Raw genomic sequence first — 14,830 nt, 5'->3', positions numbered from 1 at the left:
GATAACATTGTAAACATATGGGTAAGCCGTATGCCTTAATAAGGCACGTGCGGTTTGATAAGGGGGAAGCCATGAGAATGGTTTCCCTACTTTATTTACATCCAAAACATCAAGTAGATCTCAGAAATCCATTGTGAAATGCTACGCTTGAACTAACACAGTAGTTTAGTTGAAGTAAATACGAAACTTTCCCTATGTTCAAACGTATTTCTATATAAAGCGAGGATACCTTGAGAATTATTGTTCTTAATAGAATAAGTAGGTGAACATGCCTTTCCAATATAACGAAGCAGGTTGGCATCAGTGGGTATTGTATTCGGGCTTTTTCAACTCACCAATTACTTGATTAAAGATACGTTGCACCTAATAGGGGAAATGAAGACAATAAGCCAGTTTATTGTTGTTATTCTTTCGTTTAGCAGATGTGATTGATTAAATAGTGAAAGGAGGTTCTAGCATGGAGTTTATCATGGCGATTGCACCTGTTGTGTTAGTGGGTGGGATTGTATTATTTGTAATTAAAAGGCTTAAACATAAATATAACCAAGGTAACCAAAGTAAGAAAAAATCAAAAGGCGTTCAAGATCTATTAGATAGTTTAATCCCAATGGGAATGCTTTTTGGTTGTGTGATCGGTGTGATTTGGGGCATGCTTTTCCAAATCCCTCTTCTAGCCACAGTTAGTTTAGGAGCTGGAATAGGCTATTTATTTGGATATTTTGCTTATGAAATTTATAGTAAGAAAGGAAAAAATCATTCATAAAAGATAGTCCATCAAATGATTCAAAGAATGAGATATACCAACTACGATCATTAGCATTAGCTAGAAGTTGATCTAACAATATGGTCTTAGCTTCATTCATTCACTTTTCATCTCCTTAACACTATTATTTTCTGAATAGTATATCATTTCAAAGAGCAGTTAGGCCATAATGTGGAATAAAAGATAAGGTGCTTATTCAACTACCGGGTGCTTTAGTCAAGTAGAGCAACATCTATTAAGACGTTGCTACTTTTATATTTAAAAGTGGAACTTTAATTGTACATAAAGTGGAAATAACTATTGAGATTAATGATTATATGGTATGTAAAATATAATTTTCATTGTTCCGCAAGTGTTTTCGTTCTTACTAAGTTAAATTGTGGAGATTAGAGAAATGGATACATTAATAAGAGTAACGTGCCAATCGGAATTGAACATACTTACACTCAACTTATGAAAGGATTGTATTCTATGAATTCGGCACTGAACTGGTATCATTTCAGTTTTTAATATTCCTTGACAGGAATATTCTTTGTTGGTTATAATCAATTCGACAGGACGATAATACTAGTGATGTTGTAGATGTGCTTTAACTGGAGACCATCACTTGACGAGGTGAGCAACATGTCAGGGAAGATTCCGAGCGTGAACATGACGGCGCTGAGCGCTTTGTCTGAACCAAATCGAATGAATATCGTCGAACTCTTGCGTAACGGCCCCCTGACCGTTGGGGAAATTGCCGACCAACTGGGATTGAGGCAGCCCCAAACTTCGAAGCATCTAAAAGTGCTAAGTGACAACGGGATTGTGGAAGTGCAGGCCGAAGCTAACCGTCGGATTTACAAGCTCCGACCCGAACCCTTCCAAGCGCTAGATTCTTGGATACAGTCCTTCCGGAGCATAATGCAAGAAAGATTCGACAATCTAGATGATTATTTGAAAGAATTGCAGAACAAGGAAAGATTTTAAAATCTTTTCAGAATCAAGGAGGAATTACAATGTCAAACAATGAAATGGTATCGAGAGTAGAGAACGATCGGGTACTGGTACTGGAGCGCGTTTTCGATGCGCCACGAGATCTCGTATTCAAGATGTTTAAAGAGCCGGAGCATCTGAAACGATGGTCGGGGCCGAGGGGCTGGGAGATTCCGGTCTGCACCGTCGATTTCCGTCCAGGAGGCGTTCGGCACTACTGTATGAAGTGTGTCGATCAGAATCTGGGTCAATTTTTTGGTATGGAATCATGGGGCAAAGCGGTTTATAAGGAGATTATCGAGCCGGAGAAGATCGTCTACACCGATTACTTTTCGAACGCTGAAGGCAATTTGAATGACTCTATGCCGTCGACCGAGATCACATTGGAATTCATCGATTTGGGTGGAAAGACAAAGCTGATAAACCGTGCTGAATATGTTTCTGAAGAGGCCCTCAAGACTGTCATGGATATGGGCATGCTGCAGGGCGTCACCGAAACTTGGGACCGTTTGAACGAGCTTGTGGAGTCGCTGAAGTAGAGTTACCGTAACGCTGATTTAAAAGTTTAGAATCATTAGGTTTTGTAATTAATTATATAAAGAAGTGTAAATATCAATGATTAGTAATGTAGGTCAAATCATGTTGTATGTAAATAACCAAGGTGAAGCAAAGGAGTTTTGGACAGAAAAAGTAGGATTTAGTATTATTTCAGAGGAAGACAATGGTCAGGATATGCGGTGGATTGAGAATGCTCTAACTAAAGAAGCTGAAACAAACATTATTCTCCACAATAAGGAATTTATTGCGAAAATGTCGCCTGAAATAAATCTTGGAACACCTTCTTTACAATTCTTCTCGAAAAATTTCGATAATTTATATAGTGAATTGTCAAACAAAAACGTTACAGTTGGAGAAATTGTAAATATGTCTTCAGGTAGAGTATTTAATTTTGCAGATAGTGAAAATAATTACTTTGCAGTAATGGAAAAAAGGTGAATTTATATTCAATATACGAGTGCGATGCTTGAATAAAGGCATCGCATTTTTGCTTGTTTGATTTACGACGCAGATTGTGAAGACTTACACTTAAAGTAATGAGGTGTTAGTTAAACAAGAACATCACTTCGATGGTCTATTTTTACGTCCAAAGCATCAACAACATTATGACATACAATGAGAAATGTTACACTTTAAACTAAAGAAGCGGATTAATTGGATAAAGGAAAAACTGCCTAACAATTATAGGCAGTTGGATAGATGTTATATATTTTCTACAGTTAAATTGGAAGTGCCAATCTATAATTTAATTAAAAAATTCATTAATCTTAGATACTATGAATTTTTGAGTATCTTCATTTAATTCTGGATAAATTGGAAGCGATAAAACTTCATTAGAGGCTTTTTCAGTCTCTGGTAGATCTCCATCTTTATAACCTAGATACTTGAAAACAGGTTGTAGATGAAGAGGCAATGGATAGTATATCGTAGTTTCAATACCATTAGCTTTTAAATATTCTTGAAGTTCTGAACGCTTATCAACCCTGATTGTATATTGATGATACACGTGATAACTATTATTATTTTCAATAGGCAACACGACCTGCGATAAGCTATATTGTGCAAAAAGCTCATTATAAATTTCAGCTTTTTTTCTACGAAGTTCGTTCCATTTTTTTAGCTTTGGAAACTTAATGTTTAGTATAGCAGCTTGCATTTCGTCTAACCTGCTATTATATCCAAGCACATGATGATAATACTTAGGTTTTGCACCATGTACGCGAATTACTCTCATTCTTTCTGCTATTTCATCATCATTAGTTATAATCATTCCACCATCGCCATAAGCACCCAAGTTTTTAGACGGATAAAAACTAAATATGGCAGCACTGCTTAATTCCCCTGGAGACTTATCAGCAAATTTAGCACCAATAGCTTGTGCTGCATCCTCAATAACAATTAAATTATGCTTTTCGGCAATTTGATAGATGGACTCCATGTCTGCCATCTGACCGTATAAATGTACTGGAAGAATAGCTTTTGTATTTTGAGTAATTGCTTGCTCTATTTTTTTTGTATCTATATTAAAAGATTTAGAATCGATATCAACAAATACAGGTCTAGCACCTGTCCGAACAATTGATCCTGCGGTTGCAAAAAATGTAAATGGAGTTGTAATTACTTCATCTCCAGGACCTATACCAGTTGCTTCGAGTGCGATATGGATCGCATCACTTCCATTAGCACAACCGATTCCATGGTTTACTTTATGTAATTCTGAAACGCTTTTCTCTATTATTTTAACGTTTTCTCCCATGATAAAAATTGAGGAGTTCATAACATCGTCAAGTACTCTTAATAATTCCGGTTTTAGCTCTTTATATTGCTCACTATTATCCACCATTGATATTTTCATATTCTTCCTCCAAATGTATAATATGTAATAAAAAACTTTAGCTCACGAATATCTTTTCTTTAAAATTTTGAAATGTTATATTTTTTCTGCATATTCGATAACATTATTTATCTTCCTAAAATTTCTTGAATAAGTCAATATTTTTAGGTAGCGTTAGTGGTATTCAACAAGCTGCCCAGATTGTTGAACACCACATAATAATCTATGTTAAACTTTAATTGAAATTGTGAAATATTGTACTTAATAAGGAAGATACTTATTGAGAGTAGATAGAAACAGATTTAAGCATTTTGTATTTTAAAGTGAATATATTTTACTCAATATACAGATTAAACAACAAAAGTAATTATTGATAATAATCGAGGTGCTCTATGGTAATAACGTTACAAGAATTGCAGATGTATAGGAATTTTGATGAGCTTGCTAGTGATGTACTTGATCTTGCAAAAGAAATCTTGCCTGACAAATTGGTTTATTTAACCTCTTTCAGTGATAAACAGCAAATTATCCTAAAGCTTTCAAATATTGATACAAGTATTCTCTTGACGGAAGGAATGGTAATAAACCTTAACGAAACGGTTTGTAATCGAGTTGATTTTGAAAATAAACTACCATTAATCTATGAGGATATTAGGGAAGAAACTTGTTCGGACGATTTAAGAAATATACTCGAAGAAGTCAATATTAAGTCTTATCTGGGAATTCCTATTTCTCTTGTTAATGGGGAGAGGTTTGGGACATTATGTGTGGCGCATCATGAAGATAGTCATTTTGACAAGAAGAGCATAAATTTGCTTCAAAAAATAGCCAGGATGTTTTCTTATTATTTGGATCTAGAGCATTTTGCCTATAGAGATTCTTTGACTGGACTATACAACAGGCATTATCTTTCTAAATTTTTTGAAGACCATTCTAAAACTGGAGGAGTGATATTCTTTCTTGATTTGGATGGGTTTAAAAAGGTAAATGATATCCATGGCCACGATACTGGGGATCTAGTGTTAAAGGAAGTCGCTTTAAGGCTTCAAAAAATTGTAAATGAGCATAATGATGCCTTTGCGGTTAGATTAGGAGGAGATGAATTCATCATAAATTTCTCACAGATATCTACCAGAGAGGAAATTAGTAAGCGAGCGGAACATGTACTTAACTGTTTAAATACATGGGATAGCGAATATCAACTCTCCACAAGTATTGGAATTGTTCCTTATCCTGTCGATAGTAATATCAATTTAAATACCCTGCTTAAAAATGCCGACAATGCCTTATATCGTGCAAAAACAGCAGGAAAGAACTCTTATAAATTTTTTTAAGCGGCTCTTCTATATATACTAGAGACATCACCCTTCTCATTAGAAAAAGATTAATTTACCTAAGAATGAATAACGTATAACAGCCGAAAAATAGAAAAGAGTGAAAATGGATATTAATGGATGTTGCTAACCCTATTAAAATGTATTCCTTATCAATATCAGTCAAGATTGCATTTTTCATTATTTACAATACATATGATGTATAGGCACATTTTTAAAGACTATTAAGGAAGAAAGAAGGAATGAATAGTTTCATTGTTAGCCCAAATGCTAAATAAAAGTAGGGTTAGGAGTTGAATTGATGGGATCAAAAATCCGACTGACAGGACGAATCATCTATAAAGGAGATCCAGGATATGAACAGGCACGCCAAAACTGGAACCCGTATGTAGATACCTTTCCCCTTGTATTTGTCTTTGCTCAAAGTACGAAGGATGTTACAAATGCTATAGAATGGGCACGAAAAAACAATGTGCCAATTCGAGCTCGGAGCGGACGCCATGCATTGGACAAAAATCTTTCAATGGTAAAAGACGGGATTGTTATCGATGTGAGTGATATGAAAAAGGTATGGTTAAATAGTGAACAAGAAATGGCTATCGTCCAAACTGACATCCAAGTAGGACCACTTGTAAAGAAATTAGCAAAGGTAGGCTATATGGTTCCCTTCGGAGATAGCCCAACCGTTGGAATTGGCGGAATCACCATGGGTGGAGGAATGGGGTTACTTCAGCGGTCAATTGGATTAATCAGTGATCATCTCATTGAATTGGAAATGGTTGAAGCCAATGGAATAGTCTTAAACGCAAATAAAAACAACAATTCAGATCTTCTATGGGCTACTCGCGGTGGAGGTGGAGGTAATTTCGGAATTAATACAGAATATTGCTTCAAAGTACATCGTGCCCCCACTGAAGCAACAGTATTCGAAATTATTTGGCCATGGAACCAGCTAGAGAAAGTTTTCAAGGCGTGGCAAAAATGGGCTCCTTTTGTTGACAACCGGTTAGGTTCTATATTGGAAATTTTCTCTGAAAATAATGGGTTGATTCATGCAACAGGGCTTTTCCTGGGTTCAAAAACGAAACTATCTAGCTTGTTAGAGCCATTAATTAGCGTAGGTGCTCCAACAAAGGTGTTTATTCAAGAATTGTCCTATACGAATGTCGTTGAATATTTAATACCAAATGAACCAATCACTAGAAGATCAGAACAGAATTATAAAATTTCATCGGCTTGGCCGACACGTCTGTTTCCGGATGAAGCAATCAAAATCATGCGCAGTTTTCTAGAAGAATCAACCGGAACCGAATCCAGTTTCTTTTTTCTGAACTGTGGTGGCGCTGTAAATAGAATCTCTCCTGAGGCGACTGCTTTTTTTTGGCGGTATCCGAAGTTTTATTTGGAGTGGAATACAACTTGGACACAAGACTCTGACGCATCAAGGAATCTTGCATTGGTTTCAAGAACACGCCAACAGTTGAGTCCTTTCGTTGAAGGAGCCTACGTAAATTCTCCAGACCAGAATATTATAAACTTTGGACCGGATTATTATGGAACCAACTTTGAAAGACTACAAAGCATAAAAGCCAAGTATGATCCCGAAAATGTATTCCATTTTCCTCAAAGTATACCTCCTAAATTTTAAGTCTAATTCATGTTAATATTTGAAATAGGAATTATTTTCTATTTAGAGGGTTGAATACATTTTCAACACATTTGTTTGCAGCATATATTTTGGCAATTTCCGAGTTAATTGGAGTTGTTAGAGTTGTTAATGAAAATGAAATACTAACAAAATCACAATCTAATTAAACAAACCAGAAGTGCGATTCCTAAAATGAATCGCTTTTTTCTAGTTCAATCAGCGGGTGCTTTAGTTAAACAAGACCATCATTTTCGATGGTCTATCTTTATAGGAGGTTTCAAATGACACAGGAAATTTTCAATGCTCAAACTGAGTCACAATTAAAAATATTGAGTGAAATCAGTGTAATTTCTGAGAAGCTTGAAATAGAATTCTGGTTGCGTGGCGGATGGGCAATTGATTTTCTACTTGGTAAGATTACTCGATCACATGACGATATTGATTTAGTAACGTGGATACAAAATAGAGAACGATTAGAAGATGCACTTGCAGAAGCAGGTTATGAACACTTATCCGTCAGAAAGCAGTTTCGTAATAGGCAGACAGATTTCCATAAGAATAATGTAGAAGTGACATTTAGTTATATAACCTATTCCGATAAAGGACAGCTTATAATGAATGGGTTACCTGAATGGATTTGGAGAACAGACTCCTTGTTATCCCCAAGTTTTATGTTGCACGGAATATCAGCAAATGTTTTAAACCCAAAACAACTTTTGGAAGAAAAAGAAGTCTATGAACAAATTGGGCGGACGACTAGACTGAAGGACATAGAAAGTAAAAAGATATTGCACTGTATAATATCGGATTTTAGTTAGATTGTGAATAATGTACTTAAACTAACAGGGTGTTTTGTTAAAAATCATAGGGTTGCAATGGCAACTCTTTTTTCTTATTCTCCTAAAGGGGCAGGAAGGGTATTTGATGGAGGCAGAGCATGAAAATTGGCTTTTTAGGAATTTCAATCATACTCTTTTGTATTTCAATAATATTGTCATTTAGTTCAACAGGACTCACTTATTCAAGTGACACAAAGAAAGGTTACGCTATTTCATTTATCGGTTTATTGATACCAGGGGGAAATTGTTATGTAAGAAATGGGAATAAGCAGGTAGTTTTGAGAGAGGCATAAGTAGTTATTGTAAGTAGAGTTATTCAAACAATTAGCATTAAAATTTAACTTGGAGGAATACATAATGAAAATAAAACCGACAATGTAAGTCTTAATTTCATGGATGGATAGTTATGTACCAGAAAAAGATTTATTTTTCCTATCGCAAGAACATCTTAATAATAAAATTGACTTTACAGATGTGTTATTAATGCCAATAGATGAGTTTTATAACCACAGTACGTATGGACAATTAAATTATGTAAATGGTTATGAGTACTGGAATATAAAGAACGCTCAATACGTAATCATTGCTAAAAAAGAATGGATTGAAAGCATATCTAAAGTGGGGAAACAATTAATTTTAAATTCACAAGTGCAAAGTGAAAGAGGGCTTGTAATACCCGTTACATTTATACATGAGATAGAAAAAATACCTTCAAGTTATGTGGTGAATGGGCACGTTGTCATTCAGCGTGCCATGTGGGAAAAGCTTGACGAGTCATTTAAAGAAATGATACTTACAACAATGGTTTATGAATGGTGGGATAATGGAGAATGTGAAGAATCACCAAAGTCGTTACCTAGTTTTCTAAAACCATTTACCAATACTTTTGGTCACCTCCAAGGTGCAAATTGCTTAGCAGCAGTTTTGTTTGCTATTTCAAAAGGGAAACAAGAGTGGTTTATTTATGAATGGATCCATCAAAAAACCTTTCTTGAAAAATTGAAACAGTATCACTATGAGAAGTTTCTAGGTGAAGGATTACACCAAGGGGACATTGTAATTTGGAAAGATGAAAATGCTATCATTCAACATGCTTCTTATTATATAGGGGAAGAATTATATTTCAATAAACATGGGCAAACGATGTTTAACCCTTGGAAGATACTTTCGAAAGAGCAACTTTATAAAGAGTGGGAACATCTGACACTTGTGAAGTATCGACAATGTAATTAAGCATTTTGGAAAAAAACTTTCATATGTTGAGCATTGGCTACTAAAAATTCAATATTCTCCGCTTCTAGTAAGTTAACTATTGGCTTCCAAAATACACCTGTACTCTCCATTGCCACGTGGGTACAATCATGTTCCTTAATCCGGTCAATAAGCTGTAATAGAAATACAGTCTTAGTGGAAAACGTTGACTCTCCTTTCCTTTTGGCGTAATGATATAGGCAGTAATCTTCTAACCAGAGTAGGATTAATCTCCCATGAGTGCTTCCCGTAAGGGAGCGACAGTCTGTGATGCACCGTGTCGTTGGAGTCAGACTAACGGGAAGGTTAGTTTAAGAACGAAGAGTTTGAAACTTTCACAATATTTTTGCGTTATAAAGATAAAGGAGTGATAAATGTGAAGATAATTTCTGTTATTATTTTTTCTTTACTACTTTTAGTGGGGTGTAACCAAAGTAGTATTCAACAGAATACGGAATTAGAGGAATCGATTTATTCCATTGTAGAAGACAAAAATTTAAGTGAAATAAATATTAACTCTTTAACAAATTTCGATTGGGATAAAGCTTTTCTATTTGCACCTTATACAACGCAAGAAAGTGTAGAGGAACAATTAGGTGTTTATTTTAAAGACCCAAGCAAGATTGATATCAGAGATGATATCTACTTATTGGTTTTCCTTAATGAAAATAAGGTTGTTCTTTATGCAGAGATAAATCGTCAACAATCTGATTTTTCCGTAGGGGAAAAGGAATATATTACTCCTTCTAGTGCATCAATAAATATTGAAAGAATGTACTTAAACTAACTGGTGCGGATGTTGAATACAGCAATCGTTATTTCCTTAACTTAACAGGTTAGTTTAATAAGGACTATTATACAAATTAAAGAATATATAATGAGTTTATGAATTTTTGGGGAGGTATTATTATGGCGTCATTCAAATTTGAAGACTTTTATTGTGTTGAGGTATTAAGTGGGCATACACCTGTTGAAAGAGTTATAGAAACAGAAAATGTGTTGGCCTTTTATCATACCCATCCTTTTTATGAAGAACATATAGTTGTAATACCCAAAAAACATATTCAATCTATTATTACTGTTCAACAAGATGAAATGGATATTATTAAGGAAATTTTTGATGTAATTAAGGAAGTTGCAATTAAAATGAACGAGGAATTTGGTGCTTGTACTGTATCTACAAACATCGGTGAATATCAAAGTAATAAACATATGCATTGGCACGTTTACTATGGAAATCGAATTAGGGATTAATAAGAAATAATATTCATTACATTTTAATCTAAGCAGGTGCAAAATTGAAAATCCGCACCTGAGTTGCCATTAAAGGCCTTATCTTATTGACCAAACAGGTAATTTAGTTAAACAGGACAATCATTTTCAATGGTCGATTTTTTTTCGAAAAATCAAGTAGATCTCAGAAATCCATTATGAAATGTTACACTTAAATTAATGACGCAACTTAGTTTAAGAAGAACTTCAGCTTTTAACATTGTATTACAAATTTACATATAAAAAGTGGGAGGAAATAATGAATAAAATTTATATTATATCTGGACCAGCAGGAGTAGGTAAATCCACAACTTCAAAGGGTCTTGCAGAACAGTTTGATCATAGTGCTTACATTGAAGGCGATTCAATAAGTCATATGGTTGTTGGTGGATATCTTCCACCTTGGAAAAGCGAAGAAACACTCTTGTTGGTTTGGGAAAATATAGCTGATTTAAGTATCAATTTTGTACGGGCAAATAAGAACGTAATCATTGATTATGTTGCTTTCCCAGAAGAAGTAGAAAAATTTTCTCAAAAGATTTATGCTCAGGAAAAAAACGTTGAAATTATATATGTTGTTTTATGGGTCGATAGTGATGAACTGTTGAGAAGAGATGCTTTAAGGATTAAAGAACATCAAATGGGAGTAAGATGTTTAGAATTAGTGGATGAATTTGAGATTACAGGAATAGATAAACGCTTTTTCTATAATACAACCTACTTACAGCCATCGGATTTAGATGAAATCTTTCTGAATATAAGAGAAAATCCTTCATTCAAATATTGATTTTTTATTGTTCAACAATCGATCCGGATTGTTGAAAAACACTGGTAGAACGCTGGGTGGTAAAAAAATTTGCTGATGCTTATTAATCCCTCCTCATAAATTTATCCCTCTTGGACAAAATATGTTACGGGACTAGTGCTGCTAATAGCACTTCCCTATAAAAAGCGAGGGAGTGAAATAGATGGCTGAAAACAACAAACGCAAACGGGACGATTATGATACTGGCGAGGAGGTAGGTACCGATGTAGGTGCTTTTGCTGGGGATACCATGGCTTCTGCTCTTGATCCATTTGGTAGTGTTGCTGTCGCTAGTGCTGGAAGAGCCCTGGACAATAATTCGGGGGATGGTACCGTTGATGACGACAAACATGACTCCAAAACGAAAGATTAGAATTAAGTATTTTGCTTTATCTATCGATAAACTCCGGTAGAAATGAGTAGTGTATTGGAAAGTACTTATCCTCAACTATCTATCGGGCGCGATTGTTTAATAAGCGTCTCTTTCTTATTCAAGTTTAACAAGACCATCATTTTGGTGGTCTATTTTTATGGCCAAATACACTTAAACTAACGCAGCATTTTGTTTAAGTAGCAGGTATTATTAAAGGGATGTCGAATAATTTAATTTAATGAGTTCAAGTAAATTCTATGTGTTTAAAAGAGAAAGAGGTGTGTTGAACGTGAAAAATGTAAAAGAAAAAAGTGAATTATTGGAATGGGCAAAAGCAATAGGAATCGCTATTTTATTTGTATGTGGTATTCAATTTTTCCTATTTACACCAATTGTAGTTGATGGTGCCTCTATGATGCCCACACTTGAAGATGGTGACAGAGTAGTAGTGGATAAAATCGGACCAAAATTGATGAAGTATGAAAGGTTTGATGTGATTGTATTTGAAGCAAAAGAAGATACTAATTATATCAAACGTATTATTGGTATCCCTGGTGACCGAATCGCTTATGAAAACGATGAACTTTTTATTAACGGTGAACTGTACGAAGAACCCTACTTAGAGGAATATAAAAAAGCTTTGTTAGACAATGGTACACTTACTGAAGACTTTTCATTAGACGAATATTTAGGTGAACTAACTGTGCCAGATGGATACTTTTTTGTACTCGGAGATAATCGTCGTTACAGCACAGATAGCAGAGACCCTCGTGTTGGATTTGTTTCGAAGGATAAAATATTGGGTACCGCAAAAATCGTATTTTTACCTATAGATAATTTAAAGGTAATAAAATGATAAAGTGAATTATAAATGAAATAAGTGAAGGGGGTTTTTTATTGTCAAAGGGATTAATTCATCATATAGAATTGTATGTATCAGATATAAAAAAGACAGTAAACTTTTGGAGTTGGTTTCTTGAAGAATTAGGATACACTCCTTTTCAAGAGTGGAAAAGTGGACGAAGTTGGAAATTAGATGATACATATATTGTTTTTGTGCAAACAGAGGACAGGTTTTTAGATGTACCTTATCATAGATGCCGAGTAGGACTTAATCATCTGGCGTTCCACGCAAACTCACGCCAACATGTTGAGGAAATGACAAACAAATTACATGAAAAAGGTATAAATATTCTTTATCCAAAAAAGCATCCTTTTGCTGGGGGGGATAATCATTATGCCGTTTATTTTGAAGACCCAGATAGAATAAAAGTAGAACTTGTGGCTCCTGAATAGGAATTTAAGTAACGGGTGCTTTAGTTATACAAGATCATCATTTTGATGGTCTATTTTTATGCCTAGAACATCTTTGTTGTGGGTTATATAAAGGGGGGATTCTGTGTATCCAAGGGCAAATACTTTAGGGATAATAATAAACAATAATAAAATCCTTTTAGAAGAACAAGAGGGTAAGCATTCAAAGGGAACAGGTACATATTATCGGCCAATTGGTGGCACAATTGAACTTGGTGAGAAGTCTACTGAAACTATCATAAGAGAATACAGTGAAGAAATAGCAGTGGACATAGTGGTTAAACGCTATATTGCCTGTTTAGAAAATATCTTTAAAATAGACGGAAGTATAGGTCACGAAATTACTCAGATTTACTTGGTGGAATTTATTGACCAAAATCTATACGAAAAAGAAAGTTTTAAAGTTGTAGAAGGAAGTAAAATTACATTCACAAAATGGATTTCCTTAGAAGAAATTTTGCATGGAAAGAAGATACTATATCCCAATGGTCTAAAAGAATTATTAAAGAAAAATATTTAGATTTCTTCTTTAACTCCCATGAGTGCTTCGCGTATGGAGGCAACTGGTGTTTTCTTTAAATAAGACCATCATCCGAAACATCAAGTAGTTCTCAGAAATCCATTGTTAAATGCTCCATTTAAACTACCGAAGCAGGCTAGTTAAACAAAGTTGACGTAAAAACAACAGCTAAACATACTATTAGCAGTTGTTTGATTATAAAATAACAACCTCCTGACTAAAATAAAACAAATTATGTCAGGAGGTTCTATTTAAATACGTTTTTTATTTTTATAATTCGGAAGCATACTTGTTTAACTCTTTACTCATCGATTCAATTTTGGTAATGATGTTAGAAATTTCTTCAGTAGAGGATGCCTGGTCACGTCCAACAATAACAACCTCTTGTATTGAAGCTGTTATTTCATTCATTGACTTTTTAATATTAGTTAATGTTTGTCTTATTTTTTCTGTGGAAGACACTGTTTCTAAAGAAAGTTTTCTTATTTCATTAGCAACTACTGTAAAGCCAAGACCTTTATCACCAGCCCTTGCTGCTTCAATAGCAGCATTTAATCCCAAAAGATTTGTTTGATCAGCGACTCTCTTAATGAAATTAAGTACTTCGTCCGTATTATTCACTTCTTCCGTAGCCCGATTGGACTGTTCTAACAATCCGCTACTTATTTTTGAGAGACCTTCCGAACCATCTGTAATAGATACAACACTATTATTAGCTTGTTCAAGTGATTGTACAATCTGCTCTGAAATGGTTCTAAGTTGTTTTTCGTTTTGTTTTTGTAATTGAATGGCTAATGCCCCGATGACCTGACCATTATCTACAATAGGTGCAGCTAATCCTGTGAAAGGAATTCCAAAGAATTCGGATGGAACTTCTTCATTCATTACTATCCTTTTTTTAATACAATCTGCTAATGGTTCGCGTGTATTGATTTTAGTACCAGCTCTTACTCCTACATCTATTTTGCGCCCAGGATGGTAAGCAAGCCATTCTTGCGTATTTGTTAACCCAATAGACAAATCTGGTAACATCGAGTGGAATATAGGTAAGACTTCTAAATAGTTTTGTAGACTTGGATGAATGGCTGAATTCGAATTTAAGGTATTAATATTAGTCATTTTCTATTTTCTTTTTCTACTAAATGGTGGATTTTAATTTATCTTATCACTAGTAATTAAAATTGTCTGCTAAATTGTATTTTTTTGGTGCTCCTTTAATATTATAGTTGGGCATTTCCTATTAAATTGGAGTATATAAGTTTTGTAATAATTGATTGTCTTATTCCTAATATTTTTCTCTTGAATAAATGGCTTGATCTTAGAAGGATTAACGCTCTTTTTGTT

18 protein-coding genes and 1 pseudogene are annotated in these 14,830 nt (G+C 34.5%); 16 read left to right on the top strand and 3 right to left on the bottom strand.

The features are described 5' to 3' along the window. The first annotated feature begins 457 nt into the window (after positions 1-457). The 4 genes from ACIQYS_RS08465 (at position 458) to ACIQYS_RS08450 (ending at position 2,734) form a co-directional block, all read left to right on the top strand. The gene (locus ACIQYS_RS08465; RefSeq protein ID WP_402977589.1) at positions 458-763 is read left to right on the top strand and encodes a hypothetical protein; all 306 of its coding nucleotides are present in this window, start codon (positions 458-460) and stop codon (positions 761-763) included. A 624-nt stretch (positions 764-1,387) separates the two neighbouring features. After that, positions 1,388-1,732 (top strand): ArsR/SmtB family transcription factor, encoded by a 345-nt coding sequence (locus tag ACIQYS_RS08460; protein ID WP_402977586.1) that lies wholly within the window; start codon positions 1,388-1,390, stop codon positions 1,730-1,732. Between the two features lie 29 nt (positions 1,733-1,761). Then, a complete protein-coding gene (locus tag ACIQYS_RS08455; protein ID WP_402977583.1) occupies positions 1,762-2,277 on the top strand; it encodes an SRPBCC domain-containing protein in 516 nt (171 codons plus the stop codon). A 76-nt stretch (positions 2,278-2,353) separates the two neighbouring features. Further along, entirely contained in the window at positions 2,354-2,734 is a 381-nt protein-coding gene (locus tag ACIQYS_RS08450; RefSeq protein ID WP_402977579.1) for a VOC family protein, read from the top strand. 307 nt (positions 2,735-3,041) lie between these two features. On the opposite strand, the gene ACIQYS_RS08445 is transcribed toward ACIQYS_RS08450, so the two are convergent. Further along, positions 3,042-4,151 carry a DegT/DnrJ/EryC1/StrS family aminotransferase gene (locus tag ACIQYS_RS08445; RefSeq protein WP_402977577.1) on the bottom strand — a complete coding sequence of 370 codons (1,110 nt, stop codon included), beginning with the start codon at positions 4,149-4,151 and terminating at the stop codon, positions 3,042-3,044. A gap of 371 nt (positions 4,152-4,522) precedes the next feature. On the opposite strand from ACIQYS_RS08445, the gene ACIQYS_RS08440 reads away from it, so the two are divergent. The 5 genes from ACIQYS_RS08440 (at position 4,523) to ACIQYS_RS08420 (ending at position 9,184) form a co-directional block, all read left to right on the top strand. Further along, positions 4,523-5,464, top strand: a complete 942-nt coding sequence (locus tag ACIQYS_RS08440) for a sensor domain-containing diguanylate cyclase (RefSeq protein ID WP_402977574.1) — start codon at positions 4,523-4,525, stop codon at positions 5,462-5,464. 301 nt (positions 5,465-5,765) lie between these two features. Next, positions 5,766-7,112, top strand: coding sequence for an FAD-binding oxidoreductase (locus ACIQYS_RS08435; RefSeq protein ID WP_402977571.1), 1,347 nt, complete (start codon positions 5,766-5,768; stop codon positions 7,110-7,112). Positions 7,113-7,393: 281 nt separating this feature from the next. Next, positions 7,394-7,930 carry a nucleotidyltransferase domain-containing protein gene (locus ACIQYS_RS08430; RefSeq protein WP_402977568.1) on the top strand — a complete coding sequence of 179 codons (537 nt, stop codon included), beginning with the start codon at positions 7,394-7,396 and terminating at the stop codon, positions 7,928-7,930. 119 nt (positions 7,931-8,049) lie between these two features. Further along, positions 8,050-8,244, top strand: coding sequence for a hypothetical protein (locus ACIQYS_RS08425; RefSeq protein WP_402977565.1), 195 nt, complete (start codon positions 8,050-8,052; stop codon positions 8,242-8,244). Positions 8,245-8,347: 103 nt separating this feature from the next. Continuing rightward, positions 8,348-9,184 (top strand): hypothetical protein, encoded by an 837-nt coding sequence (locus ACIQYS_RS08420; protein WP_402977563.1) that lies wholly within the window; start codon positions 8,348-8,350, stop codon positions 9,182-9,184. 17 nt (positions 9,185-9,201) lie between these two features. On the opposite strand, the pseudogene ACIQYS_RS22425 reads toward ACIQYS_RS08420, so the two are convergent. Beyond that, positions 9,202-9,410, bottom strand: a pseudogene (locus tag ACIQYS_RS22425) (IS110 family transposase); the annotation flags it as partial. Between the two features lie 168 nt (positions 9,411-9,578). Here ACIQYS_RS22425 and ACIQYS_RS08410 point away from each other — a divergent pair. From ACIQYS_RS08410 to ACIQYS_RS08380, 7 genes are all read left to right on the top strand, one after another. Continuing rightward, positions 9,579-9,989 (top strand): hypothetical protein, encoded by a 411-nt coding sequence (locus tag ACIQYS_RS08410; RefSeq protein WP_402977560.1) that lies wholly within the window; start codon positions 9,579-9,581, stop codon positions 9,987-9,989. A 122-nt stretch (positions 9,990-10,111) separates the two neighbouring features. Then, complete coding sequence (locus tag ACIQYS_RS08405; RefSeq protein ID WP_402977557.1) at positions 10,112-10,456, top strand: HIT family protein; 345 nt, start codon at positions 10,112-10,114, stop codon at positions 10,454-10,456. Positions 10,457-10,733: 277 nt separating this feature from the next. Next, positions 10,734-11,261, top strand: a complete 528-nt coding sequence (locus ACIQYS_RS08400; RefSeq protein WP_402977554.1) for an AAA family ATPase — start codon at positions 10,734-10,736, stop codon at positions 11,259-11,261. Between the two features lie 181 nt (positions 11,262-11,442). Beyond that, entirely contained in the window at positions 11,443-11,652 is a 210-nt protein-coding gene (locus tag ACIQYS_RS08395; RefSeq protein ID WP_402977551.1) for a hypothetical protein, read from the top strand. A gap of 289 nt (positions 11,653-11,941) precedes the next feature. Next, positions 11,942-12,508: a signal peptidase I gene (gene lepB, locus ACIQYS_RS08390; protein ID WP_402977548.1), complete on the top strand. Its 567-nt coding sequence runs from the start codon at positions 11,942-11,944 to the stop codon at positions 12,506-12,508. A 41-nt stretch (positions 12,509-12,549) separates the two neighbouring features. After that, complete coding sequence (locus tag ACIQYS_RS08385) at positions 12,550-12,948, top strand: VOC family protein (protein WP_402977545.1); 399 nt, start codon at positions 12,550-12,552, stop codon at positions 12,946-12,948. A 103-nt stretch (positions 12,949-13,051) separates the two neighbouring features. Next, positions 13,052-13,486 carry an NUDIX hydrolase gene (locus ACIQYS_RS08380; protein WP_402977542.1) on the top strand — a complete coding sequence of 145 codons (435 nt, stop codon included), beginning with the start codon at positions 13,052-13,054 and terminating at the stop codon, positions 13,484-13,486. 270 nt (positions 13,487-13,756) lie between these two features. Here the strand turns inward: ACIQYS_RS08380 and ACIQYS_RS08375 are convergent, their stop codons facing one another. After that, complete coding sequence (locus ACIQYS_RS08375) at positions 13,757-14,605, bottom strand: methyl-accepting chemotaxis protein (RefSeq protein WP_402977539.1); 849 nt, start codon at positions 14,603-14,605, stop codon at positions 13,757-13,759. Between the last annotated feature and the right edge of the window lie 225 nt (positions 14,606-14,830).

The organism is Psychrobacillus sp. NPDC096426 (genome assembly GCF_044762745.1).
Lineage (GTDB): Bacteria > Bacillota > Bacilli > Bacillales_A > Planococcaceae > Psychrobacillus.
Note: the sequence above shows the minus strand (reverse complement) of the source record. Positions and strands in the feature narration are given on the sequence as shown.

Bases quoted from the DNA above. Each gene is read 5' to 3' on its own strand.
- ACIQYS_RS08400 (WP_402977554.1), top strand. From the start codon at position 10,734: ATGAATAAAATTTATATTATATCTGGACCAGCAGGAGTAGGTAAATCC.
- ACIQYS_RS08460 (WP_402977586.1), top strand. From the start codon at position 1,388: ATGTCAGGGAAGATTCCGAGCGTGAACATGACGGCGCTGAGCGCTTTG.
- ACIQYS_RS08455 (WP_402977583.1), top strand. From the start codon at position 1,762: ATGTCAAACAATGAAATGGTATCGAGAGTAGAGAACGATCGGGTACTG.
- ACIQYS_RS08440 (WP_402977574.1), top strand. From the start codon at position 4,523: ATGGTAATAACGTTACAAGAATTGCAGATGTATAGGAATTTTGATGAG.
- ACIQYS_RS08395 (WP_402977551.1), top strand. From the start codon at position 11,443: ATGGCTGAAAACAACAAACGCAAACGGGACGATTATGATACTGGCGAG.
- ACIQYS_RS08435 (WP_402977571.1), top strand. From the start codon at position 5,766: ATGGGATCAAAAATCCGACTGACAGGACGAATCATCTATAAAGGAGAT.
- ACIQYS_RS08425 (WP_402977565.1), top strand. From the start codon at position 8,050: ATGAAAATTGGCTTTTTAGGAATTTCAATCATACTCTTTTGTATTTCA.
- ACIQYS_RS08465 (WP_402977589.1), top strand. From the start codon at position 458: ATGGAGTTTATCATGGCGATTGCACCTGTTGTGTTAGTGGGTGGGATT.
- ACIQYS_RS08445 (WP_402977577.1), bottom strand. From the start codon at position 4,151: ATGAAAATATCAATGGTGGATAATAGTGAGCAATATAAAGAGCTAAAA.
- ACIQYS_RS08375 (WP_402977539.1), bottom strand. From the start codon at position 14,605: ATGACTAATATTAATACCTTAAATTCGAATTCAGCCATTCATCCAAGT.
- ACIQYS_RS08450 (WP_402977579.1), top strand. From the start codon at position 2,354: ATGATTAGTAATGTAGGTCAAATCATGTTGTATGTAAATAACCAAGGT.
- ACIQYS_RS08430 (WP_402977568.1), top strand. From the start codon at position 7,394: ATGACACAGGAAATTTTCAATGCTCAAACTGAGTCACAATTAAAAATA.
- ACIQYS_RS08420 (WP_402977563.1), top strand. From the start codon at position 8,348: ATGGATAGTTATGTACCAGAAAAAGATTTATTTTTCCTATCGCAAGAA.
- ACIQYS_RS08405 (WP_402977557.1), top strand. From the start codon at position 10,112: ATGGCGTCATTCAAATTTGAAGACTTTTATTGTGTTGAGGTATTAAGT.